The 18,988-nt window shown below is 49.7% G+C and carries 20 protein-coding genes and 2 pseudogenes; 13 read left to right on the top strand and 9 right to left on the bottom strand.

Going from position 1 to position 18,988, the window contains the following annotated elements:
* Window positions 1–737 (bottom strand): annotated as a pseudogene (locus tag B5F34_RS15175) (conjugal transfer protein TraG); the annotation flags it as partial.
* A 636-nt stretch (window positions 738–1,373) separates the two neighbouring features.
* On the bottom strand, window positions 1,374–2,279 hold the full coding sequence (locus tag B5F34_RS15170) for a helix-turn-helix domain-containing protein (RefSeq protein ID WP_087340639.1): 906 nt from the start codon (window positions 2,277–2,279) through the stop codon (window positions 1,374–1,376).
* 202 nt (window positions 2,280–2,481) lie between these two features.
* Here B5F34_RS15170 and B5F34_RS15165 point away from each other — a divergent pair, with 202 nt between their 5' ends.
* Both B5F34_RS15165 and B5F34_RS15160 read left to right on the top strand, forming a co-directional pair.
* Complete coding sequence (locus B5F34_RS15165; RefSeq protein WP_087340638.1) at window positions 2,482–3,027, top strand: DapH/DapD/GlmU-related protein; 546 nt, start codon at window positions 2,482–2,484, stop codon at window positions 3,025–3,027.
* Window positions 3,028–3,301: 274 nt separating this feature from the next.
* Window positions 3,302–4,471 (top strand): iron-containing alcohol dehydrogenase, encoded by a 1,170-nt coding sequence (locus tag B5F34_RS15160; protein WP_087340636.1) that lies wholly within the window; start codon window positions 3,302–3,304, stop codon window positions 4,469–4,471.
* Between the two features lie 199 nt (window positions 4,472–4,670).
* Here B5F34_RS15160 and B5F34_RS15155 read toward each other — a convergent pair whose 3' ends face one another.
* From B5F34_RS15155 to B5F34_RS15135, 5 genes and pseudogenes are all read right to left on the bottom strand, one after another.
* Window positions 4,671–6,194, bottom strand: coding sequence for a mobilization protein (locus B5F34_RS15155; RefSeq protein WP_087340634.1), 1,524 nt, complete (start codon window positions 6,192–6,194; stop codon window positions 4,671–4,673).
* Window positions 6,195–6,536: 342 nt separating this feature from the next.
* Entirely contained in the window at window positions 6,537–7,262 is a 726-nt protein-coding gene (locus B5F34_RS15150; protein WP_087340632.1) for a hypothetical protein, read from the bottom strand.
* 32 nt (window positions 7,263–7,294) lie between these two features.
* Window positions 7,295–7,642, bottom strand: a complete 348-nt coding sequence (locus B5F34_RS15145) for a hypothetical protein (RefSeq protein ID WP_087340629.1) — start codon at window positions 7,640–7,642, stop codon at window positions 7,295–7,297.
* The gene (locus tag B5F34_RS15140; protein ID WP_087340627.1) at window positions 7,639–8,019 is read right to left on the bottom strand and encodes a helix-turn-helix domain-containing protein; all 381 of its coding nucleotides are present in this window, start codon (window positions 8,017–8,019) and stop codon (window positions 7,639–7,641) included. Before B5F34_RS15140 ends, B5F34_RS15145 begins: the two co-directional genes overlap by 4 nt.
* Window positions 8,020–8,031: 12 nt before the next feature.
* Window positions 8,032–8,187: pseudogene (locus tag B5F34_RS15135) on the bottom strand (tyrosine-type recombinase/integrase); the annotation flags it as partial.
* A 297-nt stretch (window positions 8,188–8,484) separates the two neighbouring features.
* Between B5F34_RS15135 and B5F34_RS15130 the strand changes: the two are divergent.
* The 3 genes from B5F34_RS15130 to B5F34_RS15120 are packed head-to-tail and all read left to right on the top strand — an operon-like array spanning window position 8,485 to window position 11,374.
* Entirely contained in the window at window positions 8,485–9,714 is a 1,230-nt protein-coding gene (locus tag B5F34_RS15130; protein WP_087340625.1) for a site-specific integrase, read from the top strand.
* 20 nt (window positions 9,715–9,734) lie between these two features.
* Entirely contained in the window at window positions 9,735–10,985 is a 1,251-nt protein-coding gene (locus B5F34_RS15125) for a site-specific integrase (RefSeq protein ID WP_087340623.1), read from the top strand.
* A gap of 14 nt (window positions 10,986–10,999) precedes the next feature.
* On the top strand, window positions 11,000–11,374 hold the full coding sequence (locus tag B5F34_RS15120) for a transporter (RefSeq protein WP_087340643.1): 375 nt from the start codon (window positions 11,000–11,002) through the stop codon (window positions 11,372–11,374).
* 102 nt (window positions 11,375–11,476) lie between these two features.
* On the opposite strand, the gene B5F34_RS15115 is transcribed toward B5F34_RS15120, so the two are convergent.
* Together B5F34_RS15115 and B5F34_RS15110 are read right to left on the bottom strand one after the other, a co-directional pair.
* Window positions 11,477–11,770: a helix-turn-helix domain-containing protein gene (locus tag B5F34_RS15115; RefSeq protein WP_087340621.1), complete on the bottom strand. Its 294-nt coding sequence runs from the start codon at window positions 11,768–11,770 to the stop codon at window positions 11,477–11,479.
* Window positions 11,771–11,801: 31 nt separating this feature from the next.
* Window positions 11,802–12,098 carry a helix-turn-helix domain-containing protein gene (locus tag B5F34_RS15110; RefSeq protein WP_087340620.1) on the bottom strand — a complete coding sequence of 99 codons (297 nt, stop codon included), beginning with the start codon at window positions 12,096–12,098 and terminating at the stop codon, window positions 11,802–11,804.
* Between the two features lie 610 nt (window positions 12,099–12,708).
* Between B5F34_RS15110 and B5F34_RS15105 the strand changes: the two genes are divergently transcribed.
* The 8 genes from B5F34_RS15105 to B5F34_RS15070 all read left to right on the top strand — a co-directional run bounded on the left by B5F34_RS15105 (window position 12,709) and on the right by B5F34_RS15070 (window position 18,988).
* Complete coding sequence (locus tag B5F34_RS15105) at window positions 12,709–13,551, top strand: AraC family transcriptional regulator (RefSeq protein WP_087340618.1); 843 nt, start codon at window positions 12,709–12,711, stop codon at window positions 13,549–13,551.
* A 12-nt stretch (window positions 13,552–13,563) separates the two neighbouring features.
* Window positions 13,564–14,799: a CotH kinase family protein gene (locus B5F34_RS15100; protein ID WP_087340616.1), complete on the top strand. Its 1,236-nt coding sequence runs from the start codon at window positions 13,564–13,566 to the stop codon at window positions 14,797–14,799.
* A 105-nt stretch (window positions 14,800–14,904) separates the two neighbouring features.
* Window positions 14,905–15,465: a sugar O-acetyltransferase gene (locus tag B5F34_RS15095; protein WP_087340614.1), complete on the top strand. Its 561-nt coding sequence runs from the start codon at window positions 14,905–14,907 to the stop codon at window positions 15,463–15,465.
* Between the two features lies 1 nt (window position 15,466).
* On the top strand, window positions 15,467–15,892 hold the full coding sequence (locus B5F34_RS15090; RefSeq protein ID WP_087340612.1) for a C-GCAxxG-C-C family protein: 426 nt from the start codon (window positions 15,467–15,469) through the stop codon (window positions 15,890–15,892).
* A gap of 94 nt (window positions 15,893–15,986) precedes the next feature.
* Entirely contained in the window at window positions 15,987–16,478 is a 492-nt protein-coding gene (locus B5F34_RS15085) for a rhodanese-like domain-containing protein (RefSeq protein WP_239449001.1), read from the top strand.
* Window positions 16,479–16,489: 11 nt separating this feature from the next.
* Window positions 16,490–17,083, top strand: coding sequence for a C-GCAxxG-C-C family protein (locus B5F34_RS15080; protein ID WP_087340609.1), 594 nt, complete (start codon window positions 16,490–16,492; stop codon window positions 17,081–17,083).
* On the top strand, window positions 17,083–17,664 hold the full coding sequence (locus B5F34_RS15075) for a sugar O-acetyltransferase (RefSeq protein ID WP_162609352.1): 582 nt from the start codon (window positions 17,083–17,085) through the stop codon (window positions 17,662–17,664). Before B5F34_RS15080 ends, B5F34_RS15075 begins: the two co-directional genes overlap by 1 nt.
* A 160-nt stretch (window positions 17,665–17,824) precedes the next feature.
* Entirely contained in the window at window positions 17,825–18,988 is a 1,164-nt protein-coding gene (locus B5F34_RS15070) for an iron-containing alcohol dehydrogenase (RefSeq protein ID WP_087340605.1), read from the top strand.

Genomic DNA, 18,988 nt, shown 5'->3' with positions numbered 1-18,988 from the left:
AACACGTCCATGATGATGAGCGTCACGATGGGGAACAGCTTCTTGTTTTCCTTGATTGCGTCCACTTCGAAGACGATGAAGGTCTCCGAGAACAGGGTGGTGTCCACGTTCTCGTTCAGGATCTTGTCATAGTTGCCGCCCTTGTAGAACGGCTGTATCATATAGGTGTATTTGTCGTAGTCTATCTCCGTGATGTTGTTTTCCAGACAGATGAGCTCCAGCCGCTCGCAGGAGTATTCATAGAAGGTGTTGAAGGACAGCGAAGCCACCTTCAACGCTTTCCGGCGTTCTTCCAGCATACGGATTTTGTCATCCACTTTCTGTTCCAGGGCCGGCAGGTCTTCCGCGCCCCAAGTGCCTTTCCGCTTCTCGGCGGCTATCAGGGTCTTGCGCAGGGTTTCCTGCTGCACGGGGTCATAGCCGTCAAAACCGTGGAAGTAGGCATCGTAATAGTCCGTCACCATCTGTTCCACGATGCGGAACTCCAGTTCCGTAATCTTCGTGTCCGACCCTTTCCATATCAGCAGAATAAGGTTTTTCAGGAAGTCTATCTTCTCGATGTTCAGTTCCGCTTGCGTGATGTTGAAGGGGTTCATGGTGATGGGCTTCTCCTCCGTATAGCTGATGTACTTGCCGCCCAGATATTCGCAAAGACCCTCGTAGGAGTTGCCCGTATCGACCATCACCACATCCGTTCCCTGTTCGTGCAGTTGCCGCACCACAGAGTTCATGTGGAATACATATGATAGGATTGTTATTTCTGATTATCAGAAAGATACGGAAATATAGGTACAGAAATTTTTTCTAATGGTACATAAATGAAATGAGTGCTTTTAAGTGAATTGAATAATAGGGAAAGTAAATATGCACGGAATGAATATTTAACTAACTCTTAACACTCGACAAGTATTTTTATATTTTAGAATAGGCTGTTCGGAACTGTGGAAAAACGAAAAATGACTTGTCTGGGAATTATAAAAGGCAGAAGAATATCAATATGTTATATGGATAGTGGGCCAAAAATGGTACAAATAAACTATAAATCAAGTATATCATCAGTTCTTTGTGAGAACTTTGCTATACTCCCCGGCATTTCGCGAATGTCTGCTTGCCTTGACATTCAAAGTAGAGTCTTGATTGGCAAAAGTCAATCATTTTATGCAAGCAAGGAAACATCTCGCCCCGATATGGAAGTCTGTGGTGTTGTTCAAGTCTTAAATACCGCAATTATAAGTAATAGCAGACAAAGGTAGTATGGCTGATGAATTGAATTTGTTAATGTTTGAGTTAGCCAGCCAAACACGAAGAAGAATTATTATTGAAAAAACGCCTGACCATGATTTACGGTCAAGCGTTACTGAGAAAGATTTTGTTTATAGAGTTCCTGCCTGTTCCCGATATTCTTTCGGAGCGCAACCGGCTGTACTCTTAAACAGCCTGGTTAAGTGTTGTGGATATTTGAAGCCTGTTTCGTAGGCTATTTCACTGATTGTCTTGTCTGTTTCAAGAAGGAGGTCTTTTACTTTGTCAATGACCGCTTGATGGATGCATTCAATGGCGGATTTCCCCGTCTGCTTCTTTACCATGTCACCAAAATAGTTGGCGGAGAAATGAAGTTGGTCGGCACACCATGCCACCGAAGGCAACCCCAACTCCTCAGGTTTGCCGGAATTGAAATAACTGTTCAGCAGCGTATGGAAGCGGGTCAGCACATCGCTGTTAAGGACGGAACGGGTGGCGAACTGGCGGTCGTAGAAACGGAGGCAGTTGTTAAGCAGCACCTCAATGTTGGAAACGATGATGTTCCTGCTGTGCTTGTCTATGCCGTGCCTGAGTTCCTCTTCTATCTCACCGAAACAGTTGAAGACGGTCTGCCGTTCTCGTTCTGACATGTGCAGCGCCTCGTTCACTTCATAGGAGAAGAACGTGTAGTTCTTCATCTTGTGGGAAAGCGAAGTACCCCGTATCAAATCGGGATGGAAAAAAAGTCCGTAGCCCTGTGGGTGCGGCGTATATCCGCCGTCGTCAATTCCTATCACCTGACCGGGCGCAATAAAGACCAGCGTGCCTGCCTCATAGTCATACTTGTTGCGTCCATAAGTCAGCGGCCCGTATATTTCGTCTTTCAGCAGAATGGCATAAAAGCCTAAACGCATCCGGCGATGGGGACACTTCTCCATTTTTGAGAAATCGGCTAAACTTACCAGCGGATGTTGCGTTTCAAGTCCATGAAACTGGTTGTAATCATCTATCGTTCTCAAGTCTAAAATATCACTCATGATTCTTTCCTTTCAACGAGCGCAAAGATACTGAAAATATTGATTATTATTGCCGAATAATTGAATATTATGCGGTAAAAGAAGCATTTCTGTAAAACATCTATTCCTTTCAGTAATCCGTATAAGTATGAATTTATGTGTTTGGCGTACCTTTGCACCAGCAATGGAAAAAAGAAATTATATATAAGTAAACGTAAAGAAAATGGAAGAAAAAGTAATTGACCTCAGAATTCCCGATAAGGAACGCGATGACGACGGTCAGCGCACCGCCCGCCTGGTATTTAAATTGAACCATACGATGCCCGGCACCGACGAGTACAATGCCGTGCTTCACGAACTGTTTCAGGACAACATCGGCGAAGGCAGCATGGTGACGGCACCGCTTACACTCGTGCTTGCGCGCCCCGTGAAGATAGGTAAAGGCGTAATGGTAATGAGCAACTGCCTGATGATGTCCGCCGGAGGCATCACTATCGACGATGATGCCATGATAGCCGCTAACGCACAGCTCATCACCAACAATCACGACCCTTACGACCGTCCACTGCTGCTCTGCAAGCCCATTCATATCTGCCGCGGCGCATGGATTGGGGCAGGGAGTACAATATTGCCGGGCGTGACGGTGGGCGAATATGCCATCGTAGGTGCAGCCAGCGTCGTAACAAAGGACGTGCCGCCTTACGCCGTGGTGGTAGGAAATCCTGCCAAAGTGGTCAAGTATTTGGACAAGGAGAAGTTTGAAAAATAAAACAGTAATAAATCTTTGGCGTGATTATTTGTGTCAGTCGCCGCAGATACTTCCGGTTTGTTACATTCAGACGGCTTAAACTTACGGTTTTCACTTGCTCCCGACAGGTTTGCAAAAGACGGCATTTTACACTGCAAAAGACCGTCTATTAAAAGGTAAAAGACCATGTCTTGAAAGCTGGAAGGACGCCATTTGAAAGTGTAACCATCGACGTACAGCTGACAATAATGTCGCCAACGGATAAGTTAATATTAAAATAAAGAAAGGATTTTGTATGAGTTTTAAGGTTTTTATGCCTACCTTGTGGTACTTCGGACAAGGGGCATTGAATGAATTGGGCAAGCAACAGTTGCCCGGAAAGAAAGCACTGCTGGTCATCTCAAACGGTAAGTCCATGCGGGCCAACGGTTATCTGGAGCGCACGGAAAACCAGTTGAAATCGGCAGGTGCGGACTATGTGGTGTTCGACAAAATCGGCGCTAATCCGCTGAAACCCGTAATCATGGAGGGTGCGGCAACGGCACGTGAGGCACAGTGTGATTTCGTGGTAGCGTTGGGCGGAGGCAGCGTGATGGATGCGTCAAAGGCTATCGCGCTCATGGCAACCAATGACGGCGACCTGTGGGACTATGTGCAGGGCGGTACGGGCAAAGGGAAACCTATTGAGAACCATCCTCTGCCCATTGTTGCTATTACCACGACAGCCGGCACGGGTTCGGAAGTGGATTGCGGCGGCGTAGTCAACAATCCCGACACAAACGAGAAAATGGGTATTGTGTATCCTGTTCTCTTCCCGACGTTGTCCATCGTCGACCCGGAACTGATGGCTACCGTCCCGCCTGCATTCACGGCTTACCAGGGCTTTGACACATTGCTGCAAGCCACGGAGTGCTACATCAGCCGTGGAATCAACCTGATGTGCGACATGGTGGCCCGTGCAACCATTGAGAATGTAGGCAAATATCTTGCCCGTGCCGTAAAAGACGGGCACGACATGGAAGCCCGTGAACACGTGGCTTTTGCCAACACGATATCTGGATATGCCATGATGACGGGCTCATGCACCAGCGAGCACGCCATGGAACACGCCATGAGCGCCTATCATCCGGCTCTGCCGCATGGCGCCGGACTTATTATGATTTCGCGCGAATATTACACTTATTTCATCAATCGAAGCGTCCGTGGCGAACGGTTCATTGACATGGCGAAGATGCTTGGTAAGGAGGACGCCAGCGAGCCGATGGACTTCGTGAAGGCGCTCGTCGATTTGCAGCGTGCCTGTGGGGTGGACGGACTGAAGATGTCAGACTATGGCATACGTCCCGATGAGTTTGAACAGTTTGCCAAGAACGCCCGTGAAACGACCGCCGGACTCTTCATGGCAGACCCGGTGGAAATGTCGCACGAGGACTGTGTGGAAATATACCGGAAGTCTTATAGATAAACCGTCTTCAGACAGAAATCAAAAGCATTATCCATCGTAATGCTTACGCTGTGGCACATACTTTCTTTTCCCACAGCTAAGGCGCAAAATAACAGTTTGGGCAAAATGGGAAAGGGTTGCCATTTCCATTTTGCCCTATTTCTTTAAACGACAAGACACAGCTTCCAGCAAAGAAACCACATAATAAGACTTGTCGTACTCACAGTCTTAATTGTTTTCGTTCTATTTTCCAATCATACTTCCCCTTCGCCACATCGCCAACCTCTTTGAGTGTATGGCGATGTTTAATTTCGTCAAAAGGCTGTCGGCTCTCCGCATAACCACAGAGCCATGCTCCGATCGCATTCTCCTGTTCGGTTGTTTCCCCGTATTCCTGCATTACACTTTTGATGTCGGCAGCTTCGGACGGAGCAAAGAAAGATTTGTGCTGCTCCGTGCCGAAACGGATTACCGCATCGACTGCCCGTCTGAACACTTCGCTCGCCTTGTACAGAATGCCGGCAAGCAAATTAAGAATATCCCGGCTCGCTTTCAGCGCATCCTGCAACAGGCGGATGGTCTTGTCTTTCTCCGCCGTGGCACGGCTTACGGCAAAGTCGATGCGCTGTCTCTCTCCGTCCTTTTGCTCCTGAAACTGCCGTACCGCCTTGTCCCTTTCAATGGCAAGCGAGCGGCTCTGCACCAAAGCCCTGTCACGCTCAGCTTCGACTTTTTGCTTCTCTGTGACCAATGCCTGTGTCAGTTCCGCCACTTTGCTTTTGACGGCATCGGGAAAGGCTTTTCTGATGCGCTCGTCCTCGGCTTTCAGCCGGGCGATTTCCTTTTCCATAGCCGCTGATTTGCCGACCCCGACAAGGCTGCCGAAGCTGTCAAGTATGCTGTCCATTTTCGCCTTGCGCTCGTTTTTGAGCTGCTTTTCCTTTTCGACAATGTCTTTGTCAAGGGACTGGCGGTATTTCTCTTTCGCCTTGTTCTCTCCCTCGATGAACTGCCGTTCTGTTTCGGCTTTATCCTTTGCAGCGAGGGCGGCTCTCTTCTTGGCTTCGGCCTGCTCTGCTTCCTGCTTCTGCTTGGCAAGGATGAAATCCGTGCGCTCCAAATGTTCCTTTTCCGTCACCTCCTTTGAGATGCCCCTTTCCATATCCAAGCACTCAGCCAAAATGGTCTGCATCTCGCTCATGGCTTTCTCGTCCAGCTTGCAGGACTTGCCCGTTTCGTGGTTCATCCAATCCCATACGATGTGTGCGTGTAGGTTGGGTTTCCATGTGGCATTGTCGCCGGGTATTCCGTAGTGCCCCTCGTCCCTGTGGATGAACACCTGCAGGGCTGTAACACCCCAACGCTCTTTACACACCTCGCAGAAATTCCGCAACTGTTCCATCGTGGTGTCCTCCTTGATGACGACAACGCCCTCCTTGAGCGGAGTGCTGCCGCGGACAACGGTCACCTTTCCTGTCTTTTTGTTTACCCGTTCCCGGTCTTTGGTCTGCATCGCCCGGCCTGTCTTTTCCTTGACCATTGCGGCTATCTGATTGTATCGGTCGGTGAGCGTGGCTTCACTGAAATCAGGTGCGACCCATGTCTCGTTTCCTGCCATGAGGTCGGTACGGATATAGAACTTCTCCTTGCGGATGTTGGCGAGGTATTCAGCTGTCCGCCTGTTGTGCGCCTCGCTGCTGCCGATGTTGCACGGCTTGATGTTGATGGATGTCTTCTGTGCCATAATGCTTGTCTGTTTGTGAGTTTAACGATGGGTTATTAGGGCTACGCCTTAATCGGAGGGTGCAGGGAGAGGGTCACTTCCTGCTCCGGGTTCTTAGGGGTGGAAGCCACTGAGCGGAGTTTCCAAAGAGAGGATCACTCTTTGGTCGGGTTGCACAGGGCTGAAAGTCCTTGCCGGGTTCTTAGGGCAGAGCCATAAGTGGGACGGGGCAACGCCCAGCCCCTCGGGAGAGCCCACAACTTCGGAGCGCAGCGGAGAAGTTATAGTGGGCTATATCTGGGCAAGCCCAGTCAGCCAACGCCACGACAACGGAGTACCGCTGAAATCCGCCCGTTGCGCCTGTCATTTTTCCGTGCCTGTGTCGGTATCATCCACACCGCCAATCATGCCGCCATGCGCTTCTGTGCGGCTCTCATCGGAACTTTCAGCTAACGGCAGGTTGCTGTTCTCTATGGTAAGGAAATGGTTTGTTTCACCCTCGTTGTTTTGTATGCCAGCCCGATGGTCGCAAGCCACGGAGGAACAAAGGGAAGAAGAAAGAGGTGCTGCACCGCTTTCCGTGGTGTCCGTTTCCTGCCCTTGACTTTGGCAACCGTCCTGCACGGTACACGGCTTGCTATCCGAAGCCGTATCATTAGAAAGAGGTGTCCGCTTTCCGTCCGCCAGTTCTTTGACATTAGCCGATGGCTTGACATAATGGGGATTGGTCAGGAGGACACCACCGACATACCAGCCTGTAAGGAAATACAGGGTGTGTATGGAAGTGCGGTTGTTGGTTCGGGTGGTCAGCACACCGAGCCTGTTAAAACTGTCTATGAGTTTGCCGACCGTCTTTCGGTTGCAACCCAAATATTCCGCAAGTTCCACATCGGAAGCTGCGACTTCTCCCACCTCCAAGGCTATTCCTATGCCCTTGATGTTACAAACGGTCTTTGTCCGCACGGCGTGGGTCATCAGCCTGTGCAGGCATTTCTGCCTTTGGGCGGAAAATCTGCCTTCCAAAATAAAATTCCACTGCTCGTCCGAAAGGATGGTGCAGTAATGTATGCTCTGTTTGTTTTTGCACATAGTCTATGATATTTAGGTGTTACACCGGTCAGCTACCTGCCCATTCCTTGCCGCCGTTCGGGCATGTAATACTCCCTGTCCGCCGCTATGTGGTTCAGCACGTCCTGCAAACGGTCGAGCTGGTCATGGTCAAGCACACGGATGGCGTTGATTGTTATCTTCTGCGTGGCAATCCTGCGGTGGGTAATGTCGGTTTCGCTCATCGTACCGCCGCCGTCCGCATGGATGGAACGGAGGTAGGCGTTCACCGCTTCCGTCTGTTCTTTTGATGGGTACGGTGCCGCCCACCGGTCTTGGATATAGTCAACCATCCGGCTGACCGCATCAGCCAATATCGGGTCATGCCTTGCAATGACGGGTATCAAGTCCTCTTTCCTCATAATGCCTGCTTTGTCTGTAATGAACTTGGCTTGTGCTTCTTGCCGCCACGCAAGGCTTCAAGCCGTCTGTTGAACTCTTCCCCGTTGCCTGTTCCCGATGTCCCTCCCTGCTCAATCCAGCCGATTATTTCATCCTCGAAGAAGTAGAGCTTGTTGCCCCTCTTGTGGTATGGTATGCGTTTCTCGGAGGTCATTGCGTAAATGGTCGAAACGGACTTGCCGAGCAAGGCGGCGACATCATCCAAGGCAAGCAACCGCCTGCCTTTCTGCTGTGTTGCCTTGCCCAATGCCTCGTCCACCTTGTCCGCAAGCTGCCCCACCTTTTCAATCAGGAGGGAGACAGCCTGCGGCAGTTGTTCAAATGTTATCTTATCCATAAGCCATAGTGTTTATTTGAGTGTAATCTGTTCGGAAGCCTTGCGCTTCAGGTCGCTCACCACATCGGCATAAACCTGCGTGGTCGCCACGTTGCTGTGCGTAAGCATTTTTGATATGGTGTAGAGGTCGGTGCCTGCGGCGAGTTGCAGGGTTGCGTAGGTATGCCGGGCCTGATGGAACAGAACCCACAAAGCAGCCGACAGCAAACAAGCAACGATAAAACGTAACCTGTTTGAAATGAGCGGTTTTCCACTATTCTGCCAAATGTCGGAAATGCAATGGAGTGCGAAATATTGAGCCATTTCAGTTACCAAGCCGTTAGCCGTCAGTTACCGAAGCAAGGACAGGTAACGCACGGAAAATGAAATTGTTGCAAGCCCGTGCCGATTGCGCCGATACTCACCGTTCTGCAAATCAATGGACGCTTACTCATAAGTTAATTTTGCAACAAAAACAGTAAGCGTATGAAAGTGGAAAAATTCAAGGTGTTGCTCTACCTGAAAAAGAGCGGAACGGACAAGTCGGGCAAAGCTCCGATAATGGGAAGGATAACGGTGAACCACACGATGGCGCAGTTCGGATGCAAGCTGTCGTGCAAGCCGGAGTTGTGGAACGCGAGGGAAAGCCGTCTGGACGGCAAGAGCCGCGAGGCGGTGGAAATCAACGCGAAAATAGACAAACTGCTGCTTGCGGTCAATTCTGCGTTTGACACGCTGGTAGAGCGCGGGCAGGACTTTGACGCTACGGCGGTCAAGGACTTGTTCCAGGGGAGCATGGACACGCAGATGACCCTGCTTAGGATGACTGACCGCATCTGCGAGGACTTGAAGGCACGTATCGGCATCGACCGTGCCAAAGGAACCTATCCCGCCTATTACTACATGAGAAGGACATTGGGCGAGTTCATCGAGTGGCAGTTCAAGACGAAGGATATCGCTTTCGGGCAGCTTTCCGAACAGTTCATTCACGACTACCAGAATTTCGTGATGGACGTGAAAGGATATGCCGTGGATACGGTGCGCCACTACCTTGCCATCTTGAAAAAGATATGCCGCATAGCTTACAAGGAGGGATATGCGGAAAGATGTTTCTTTGCCAATTTTACCCTGCCGAAACAAAGCGAAAAGACACCGAGAGCATTAAGCCGTGAGGACTTTGAGAAGATACGTGACGTGGAAATACCCGCGTGGCGTACCACGCACATCCTTGTGCGTGACCTCTTTCTGTTTGCCTGTTATACGGGAACCGCCTATGCGGATGCGGTGAGCGTAACAAGGGACAATCTGTACACGGATGACGATGGAAACCTTTGGCTGAAATACCGCCGCAAGAAGAACGAGCTTCGGGCGAGCGTGAAGTTGTTGCCGGAGGCTCTCGCCCTTATTGAGAAGTACCATGACGACAGCCGTCCGACACTATTCCCTATGGTGCGGCATCCCAATCTTCGGCAGCACATGAAATCGCTTGCTGTCCTCGCAGGGGTGAGCAGCACCTTATGCTACCATCAGGCACGTCACTCCTTCGCCTCGTTGATTACGCTGGAAGCAGGAGTGCCGATTGAAACCATCAGCCGGATGCTCGGTCACTCCGATATAACCACGACCCAAGTTTATGCCCGTGTCACCCCGAAAAAACTCTTTGAGGACATGGACAAATACATTGAGGCGACCAAAGACTTGAAACTTATTCTCTAACTTATAAAAATATTACAACCATGCGCAGTACATTTTCCATATTACCGTACATTAACCGTAACAAGGTGAAGGCTGACGGCACGACCGCCGTCCTCTGCCGCATCACAATAGACGGCAAGAGTTCCACGATGGCGACGGGCATCTATTGCAGACCGGAGGACTGGAACAGCAGCAAGGGAACCATCCGCACCGTCCGCGAGAACAACCGCTTGCAGGAGTTCAAGAAGTCCGTTGAACTTGCTTATGAGGATTCGTTAAAGAAACAGAACGTGGTGAGCGCAGAGATACTGAAGAACACGTTGGCAAGGAAAGCCGTCATCCCCACCAAGCTGTTGCAGATGGGCGAAAGGGAGCGTGAACGGCTACTTGCCCGTTCAAAGGAAATAAACTCCACGTCCACCTACCGCCATTCGGGATATTACCAGAAATACCTGAAAGACTATCTCACATCGTTGGGCAAGGAGGACATCGAGTTCAGCGACATTACGGAGGAGTTCGGCAGTTCCTACAAGGCTTTCATGAAGCGCAACAAGAATTTCAGCGCACAGCAAATCAACAAGTGCCTGTGCTGGCTGAGCAAGCTGGTGTACCTCGCCGTGGACTACGAGATACTCCGTGCCAACCCGTTGGAGGACATGGAATACGAGAAGAAGCCTGCGCCGAAGCACAGGCACATCAGCCGTGCGGAACTGAAAGCCATCCTTGAAACGCCCATGCTCGACCCGTTGCAGGAACTTGGGCGCAGGGCGTTCCTGTTTTCGACGTTCACGGGTTTGGCGTATGTGGACATCATGCAACTCCATCCGCACCATATCGGCACGACGGCGGACGGCAGGCGTTACATCCGCATCAACCGCAAAAAGACCAACGTAGAGGCGTTCATCCCTCTGCATCCGATAGCGGAGCAGATACTCGACCTCTACAACACGACCGACGACACGAAGCCCGTCTTTCCGCTTCCGAGCCGTGATGAGATGTGGTTCGAGATACACGAGCTGGGCGTGGCGATAGGACGGAAAGAAAACTTGTCCTACCATCAAAGCAGACACTCGTTTGGAACTTTCTTAATTTCAGAGGGAATACCCATCGAGAGCATCGCCAAGATGATGGGGCACTCAGGCATAAAGACCACCCAGCGGTACGCGGAGGTGACTGACAAGAAGATTTCAAAGGACATGGACAACCTGATGGCGGTCAGAATGATGTACGGAACGGGCAAATGGTACAAAAGACAAGAGCTGCCAAAAGAAACAAACATTGATAATAAATAATATGAGGTATGACAATGGAACGGGGAATAATCACAATCACAGAAAACGGGGTGGTCACGATGCCGACCGCTCCCGTCTGGATGACACAGCAGGAAATGTCCGATGCGTTCAATGTGTTCGGCTGCTATATTCGTAAGGCTATTGCTGCCATTTACAAGAACAAGGAATTGTCGGAAGAGGAAACGATGCGGCACGTCAGGCAGGATGACAGAATTAGCTATGATGTTTACAGTCTTGAAATGTTGATAGCTGTTTCTTTTAAGTTGAGAAGTCGGGAAAGCATGGCTTTTAGGCGGTTCATCATGGGCAGGCTGACCATGAACAACAGACAGCCCGTCAACCTTTTCTTTTCGCTCTCCCCGTCACGTGGAAAGAGAGCGAGAAATTGAGCAGACTTCAGACGGCGTATGAGATACCCTCAAACGGCATGTAAGGCTACCTCTTACGCCGTTTGAGGGTAACACCGTTTTACTGGGGATTTCTCCGTCAGTCTATCTGAACGCCTCCCGGTAGTTGGCGGCAAGCATCCTTTCGATGTCCGATTCCTTGTACAGAATTTTACCGCCAAGCTGATAATAGGACACCTGACCATTGTTACGGTAATCCTGCAAGGTGCGGCGGCTCACTTTCAGCCGTGCCGACACCTCCCTGTCCGTCAGGAAACGCTCGCCGCCCAATGTCGGACGGCTGTTTGCCATGAAGTTCTCGATTCCGTCCAGAAGACGGTCAAGGCTGCCTCCGAACTCGGCGACAAGCGCATGGTTCTTGGTAATCATTTCACTCATGTCATTGCGGATTTAGCGGTCAAATAAAAAATCAAGAGCCTTTACCTGCCCGTCTGTTCTCCACAGGTTTGACAATACGCAGCACATCCTCCGGTCGGTAAAACACCTTGTGGTTTATCTGCGAATAAGCCAGTGTGTCGTTGTCACGCAGGGTCTGCAAGGTGCGTGGACTGATGTTCAACTGTTGGCAGACCTCTTGGTTGTCCATCCAGCGGTTTAATGACTTGCCGCCTTGCTTGGCAAGGAGTTCGTTCACACGGTCTGAGAAGCGGCTGAACTTCGCCGCCATTTCTTCAAACGCCTCTTTCTGAAAAATCAATACTTCCATTGTCAATACTGTTTTTAATGTTGATACTCGATTTTGGGTGCAAAATAAATGTGCTTTGCGCATCAAACGATGGGTTGGCACAATCGTGGCAGCTTGTGGCAGGAAGTGGCGTTATCCGCCGCCCCCGTGACGGCTGTTCCATGCGTCTGTGATGCAAAGGAAAGCGAAGTCCGGCATAATCCAACCGCTTCGCACCTGCGTGGCAGCATTTGGCGTCGGTGTGGTAGCCTGTGGCGTTCATCAGGCTCAAATAAGCCTGCTAATAAATCTGAGCTTGATGTAGAATGAAGTATGACCTTATTTTTATGGCATACGATTGACTTAAAGAAACAGGAGTATCCATTGGAGGCAAAGTCTTTATGGGAGCAAGTTAGTGTTTCGGACGTACCGAAACGGCTTGCTCCCCATGCTTTAGGAAGTGTGGGAAGCACATTATCCCGTTGGTCTGTTCCAATAAGTTTGTTTAATCTTAAATCATTATAATTATAAGTACCCTTTGAAATAGAAAGCATTTTGACGTTTGAGAAAACCAATTAAAACCTTTGGGAAAACTAGAATAGCGGAGAAAAAGCCTAACTTTGCATACAATAAACCTCTAATGATTAGAATAATGGACCCGGGTATAGTAGTTTACGATTACATGGACACCTTTTTCTGCTGCATGGTGGAAAAAGATAAATGGTGCGAAGAAATGGTTTCGGAGCACATGTTGGTTTACCTCTGTTCAGGCGAACTGGACTTGATTGCTCCCGACAAGAAATATCACCTGAAAAAAGGTGATGCTTTTTTTGTCAAGCGTAACCATTTGGTTCGTAAAATTAAACAGCCATCAAAGAATGGTGAGCCATTCAAAGGGCTGTTCTTGCAACTGAAAATGCCTTTTCTGAAGAAAATGTTAAACGAACATCAGATTACAGTACCATTGGTAAGCAATCCTGTAACAGCGAAATCCACTTATGTCATGTTGAAAAAACACCCGTTCCTGAATGGATTGTTCACTTCGTTGGAACAGTATTTCGATGCGCAACAATATCCGTCCAAGGAACTGATGGAAGCCAAGTTGCAGGAAGCCGTTTTTACGCTACTCCAGTTGCGACCGGATTTGGGACAAGTGTTGTTCGACTTCACCGAACCTTGGAAAATCAACTTGGAAGAGTTTATGAACAAGAACTATAAATGTGACCTGACTGTCGAGGAATTTGCCCATTACACCGGACGCAGCCTTTCCACCTTCAAGAAAGACTTTGCGCAGATATTCGATTTGACTCCCAGCCGATGGATTGTGAAGCGCAGGTTGGAAGAAGCCAAGTGCCTGATGGAGAAGTTGGGTAAGAAACCTGCCGATGTGTATCTGGAAGTGGGGTTTAAGAATTTGTCGCATTTCTCCACGGCATTCAAGAAAGAGTTCGGCATACTGCCTTCAAAGTTTTCTTGCAGTTTGCCTGACGCATAATCCTACTCAATTATGAGAAAGTTTGTTTATATCATAATGTTGGCCATGCTTGCCAGCCTTTCAGTTTCGTATGCAGGCAACCTCCCTGTCATATACATTACGACGGCAGACAGTTCGGCAATCGCATCACGCGATTATTGGAAAGAAAATACTGCCATGCAGATAGTCATGCCGAACGGCGGTATCTCCTATCAATCAAAAGCCGTTTCCATCAAGGCACGCGGACACTCAACGTTCAACAAACCAAAGAAACCCTTTGTCCTCAAGCTGGAAGACAAAGCTCCCCTTTTAGGGATGGCTGAGGGAAAAGAGTGGATTCTGTTGGCAAATTTCATGGACCACAGTCTGCTGCGGAACAGTCTGGCGTTCGCCATATCCAAGCAGACATCCTTGGAATGGACTCCAGACAGTAGGCCGGTAGATGTGGTCATCAACGGGAAACTGCAAGGCTGTTATCTGCTGTGCGAGTCAATCCATGTCAAAGAGCGTTGGGTAAACAAAAACGACAAAAATTCATTCCTGATAGAAATAGACAATTATCCCAGTGACAAATATCGCATTGAGACCTCATACCGGCATCTTCCGGTAAACGTAATCTATCCCAAAGAACCGACAGATGAACGGATGAAAGAGATTGGCGGCTATCTGAACCGGATTGAAGAAACCCTGTATGGAGCATCAGACGACAAGGATGCACTTTACAAGGACTTTATTGACATGGATGTGTTTATCGACTGGTGGATTGTCCACGAACTGACCCAAAATGCCGAGCCGAACGGACCGCGGAGCTGTTATATGTACAAAGCGGAAGACGGACTGTTGAAAGCAGGACCTGTATGGGATTTTGATTTGGCTTTTATCACCGTCGGGCTGGATGGCGGAGGAGATATTCGTCCTTCCCGACTGAACCGCCCGGATGTGGTCACGCTGACCGGCGACAGCATTTTCAACAAGAATGCCTTGTGGTACGACCGGTTGCTCGAAGAACCCACATTTGCCAACCGCCTGAAAGAGCGTTGGGAAGCATTGGAACCGAAATTCCTTTCCCTGCTTGATGAACTAGACAACTGGCAGAAACAGATTGAGCCGTCCGCCCTTGCCGATGAACAGCTGTGGAAAGGTCAAGACCCGGCACGTTTCGATACATTTGCGGATTGGAAATCATCCGTCCGCAATCTGCGGGAGGTGTACCGTTACCGGATAAACAGCCTTCACCGCTTGTTATTGGATAAAAAGACGTTTCAATAAAGCAGATAAGACGTTTGGGAAAAACAGCGTTGTAGCCGTACCCGCTAACTTTGCATCACCGAATCCACACAGGGTTTGGTGATGTTTTTTATATATAAATAGGAAATGAAACGGAATAACTATTCAGAGCCTTACATCTTCGACCAGACGATGATGAAGAAATTTCAAAGGGCTGGCAGCCTTTGTATGCAGTATAACCGGACGGGTGAGGACGAACAGGAACTTCGCCGCCGGATATTGGAAGAACTTCTCGGCAAGTGCGGAGAAGGTATCCTTATCGTACCCGGTTTCCGTTGCCAGTATGGTGAGAACATCTTTCTTGAAGACTATGTAACCATCAATTTCAACTGCACGCTGATGGATAATACGGCCATTCGCATCGGACACCATACGCTCATCGGACTGAATTGCAGCCTTTATACCGTAAATCATGCCTTTGACCCGGAGGAACGGACGCAAGGCTTCTGCATGGATGCACCTATCCGCATCGGCAGCCGTGTCTGGCTGGGCGGCGATGTGGTCGTGATGCCCGGAGTAAACATTGGCGACGGTTCGGTTATCGGAGCCGGAAGCGTGGTCACCAAGGACATACCGGAGGGAGTGATTGCGGTCGGGAATCCTTGCCGTGTGGTTCGCTCCATCACATCACAAGATAAACTTTTCTGATATGTACGGCACGGAATATATCTCAACCGTCATCTGCCATTTGCGGCAAAAGGACATTCCTTGCTCGCAGGCTACCTTCATTGGCATCTGCCGGACTTTGGGCTGCGACCGCACGGACGAGGAGCTGATGGCCCTGTCCGCAGGCTTTCGCGGAGGAATGGGATGTTCCTATAATGAAGGTTCGTGTGGGGCATTTGCGGCGGGTGTCATGGCGTTGGGTATGTTCCTGCCGGAAGACAATGCCAAGGCGGTGGCTTTATCTAAAGAACTGTTCGAGCATTTCAAACGCCACTACGGAACGGTCATTTGCGGCAACATCGTTTACCGGAACGGCTTTTCGGCCTGCACGGACTGCTGCCTGTGCATCGGCAGGAAGGTAGTCGAGCTATTGGGCAGGGAAAGGGCGTGGCGGCAAAAAGAAGAATGACGTTTCAGCAAAGCGGCAAAAGACGTTTGGGAAAAACACGCACTTCCCGTCCGACTGTAACTTTGCAACGTAAAATCAATAAAACGATATGCGAATGAAAACAATTTATCCATTGAAAGGAACTGTACGGCGGCTGGTAGCAGCTATTTGCCTAACTTGCGTTGCTTCCATAAGCGGAGCGATGGCAAGCTGTTCGGAAACTATCAAACCATCAAACGAAACTATTATGACGCAAGAAAAGAAATCATCCGAGAAATTCTTGGGCGGACTTTCTCCCGACGAGGCTTTAGCATATATGAAGGCAACGCCCGACATCTACATTATTGATGTACGCGAACCGGAGTGGTATGATGGCTACACCCAGTTTACGGGCAATGTGCATATCCCACGCTCCAAGCTGGCAGAGCGTTACAAGGAAATCCCAACAGACCGTCCGGTCATACTCAATTGTGGCATGGGGATGGTGGCTCCACGCGCTTACGAGTTGCTGAAAGAGTTGGACATTGATGTGAAACAACTTTCTTATATAGCGGGTTCGCCCCGATTCCGCAAATACAACGAATGGAAATCTAAACAAAACCGATAAATGAAAACGGCATGAACAAGGAAACAACCGTACAGCTTGTAGGCCTGTTGGCTGCCGCCTTTTGTCTTCCTGCACAGGCGGAAGAACGGTCTCAAGCATCTTTGAACAACAATATGGAAACAGAAACGAATATGAATAACGAATTGGTAAAGAAAGCGAATGAAGCCATCACGAAGTTGCGCGAAGAAGGATACTCCTGTTCGCAGGCTACTTTCCTCGGTCTGTGCCGTGCCTTGGGCAGCGAGCTGACGGAGAAGCAGCTAAAAGCCTTGTCCGCCGGATTCCGTGGTGGTATCGGAAAAACTTATGAGGACGGTACGTGTGGGGCACTTACCGCAGGTATCATGACTTTGGGGCTATATACTGCGGACGACAACGATAAAGGTATAGCCTTGGCAGGGGAACTGTTCAAACATTTCAAGAATACTTACGGCACGGTGAAATGCGGCGACATTGTGGGGCAATACCAGTTCACCCGATGCACGGGTTGCTGCCTTTGCATGGGTGAAAAGGTAGTGGAACTCCTGCAACGTGAAAAAGTGGAGCTTCCACAAGCAAATACAGTGACATGGGATAAAGCAGTTCAATCAAAATCACAGGAATAATGAAAGAGATAGAAAAACTCAGAAACGGCGAATGTTATCGTATGGACGACCCTGAAATAACAGACATACATTATCATGCAGCCATGCTTTGCCAACAGTTCAACGCCCTGCCCATTACCGGCAGCGATACACGCGACAAAGTGCTGCGCCAACTCTTCGGTTCTGCCGGGCGTAACCTCAGCATCAAGCCGGGCTTCTTTTGCGACTTGGGCATCAATATCCACGTGGGTGACAACTTCCTGACCAACTACAACGTGACCATCCTCGACATGGCTCCCGTCCGCATCGGCAACAACGTGTGGCTCGGACCGGGTGTCGGACTGTATGCTGTGGCGCATCCCATGGAAGCGGCTGGCAGGGAACAGCGTCTGGGCATCGCCAAACCGATAACCATTGGCGACAACGTATGGATAGGCGGCAATGCGGTGGTGCTGATGGGCGTGACTATCGGGCGCAATGTCATCATCGGTGCCGGAAGCGTGGTGACAAAGGACATTCCCGACAATGCCGTGGCTATGGGCAATCCGGCGAGGGTGATACGCTATATCAAAAACGAAGTAGTAATAAATTCAGACAAATAAGCAATGAATTTCACCTGTGTCCCCCACGGGATTCCCGTTAAACCCTCACGAGGGCCTCGTTAAACCCCGACGGGCACCTCGTCAAACCCTCACGGGAAACGCATCAAAAACAATCTGATGATCAATAATTTATAAAACAGACTTTCAAATATCAATCATTATGCAACAATTCCAATTTTTTTTGCCAACCAAAGTCCTTTTCGGAGCAGGACAGTTGAAGAATTTGCATCTGGAACAGATGCCCGGCAAGAAGGCCCTTATCGTGACTTCCAACGGACAGAGTACGAAAAAATACGGCTATCTTGCAGCTGTGGAGAAAGAACTGGAACAGGCCGGCGTGGAACATGTACTTTTCGACGGTGTGCGTCCCAATCCCACACGGGAGAATGTGATGGACGCTTCGCGATTGGCACGTGAACAGGACTGTGACTTCGTGGTGGCACTCGGTGGCGGCTCGGTGATGGACGCAGGCAAGTGCATCGCCTTGATGATGGTAAACGATGGCGACCTGTGGGACTACGCATTCTCAGCAAAAGGGGGACACAAGCCCTTTGTAAATCCCAGTGCACCGTTGATAGCCATTACTACCAGTGCCGGAACAGGGTCGGAGGTCGATATGTTCTCGGTCATTTCCAATGATGAACTGGAGGAAAAGACGGGTGTGTTCGATGTGTCAATGTTTCCCGTTCTCTCAGTAGTGGATTCCGACCTGATGATGAGCGTCCCGCCCCGGTTGACAGCCTATCAGGGTATGGATGCCTTTTTCCATGCTGCCGAGAGCGTCATCAACAGGAACGAGCACCCGATGGGCGAGATGTTCGCTTTGAAAGCCATTGAACTGATTGCCAAGAACCTGCCCGTAGCTTATAAGAACGGTGCTGACAAGGAAGCCCGTGCGAACATGGCACTTGCCAACTCACTGGCAGGATTTTACATGCTCTGTACTTCACAACACACGATGGAGCATGTCATGGGTTCTTACTACAGCAATTTGGAGCACGGTGCGGGACTGATTATGCTCAGCCACGAATACTTCAGCTTCTTCGCCGACCGCAAGGCAGCCGAGGAGCCGATGATCAAGATGGCATGTGCGATGGGCATAGAGCGTCCACAGAGTGGCGAGGACTTCATCCGCGCGTTGGATGACCTGATAGCATCGGTAGGCTGCACGGATTTGAAGATGAGCGACTACGGCATCACCCGTGAGGAAATCAAGAAATGGCCGAGACGCATCCATGAGGTGCTGGGCGGCGACATCACCGCCGACCCGCTTCCGTTGAGCGATGAAGATTATCTTGGCATTTACGAACGTTCATTCAAATAA

It is taken from the genome of Mediterranea sp. An20 (assembly GCF_002160055.1).
GTDB classification, from domain to species: Bacteria; Bacteroidota; Bacteroidia; order Bacteroidales; family Bacteroidaceae; genus Bacteroides; species Bacteroides avicola.
Note: the sequence above shows the minus strand (reverse complement) of the source record. Positions and strands in the feature narration are given on the sequence as shown.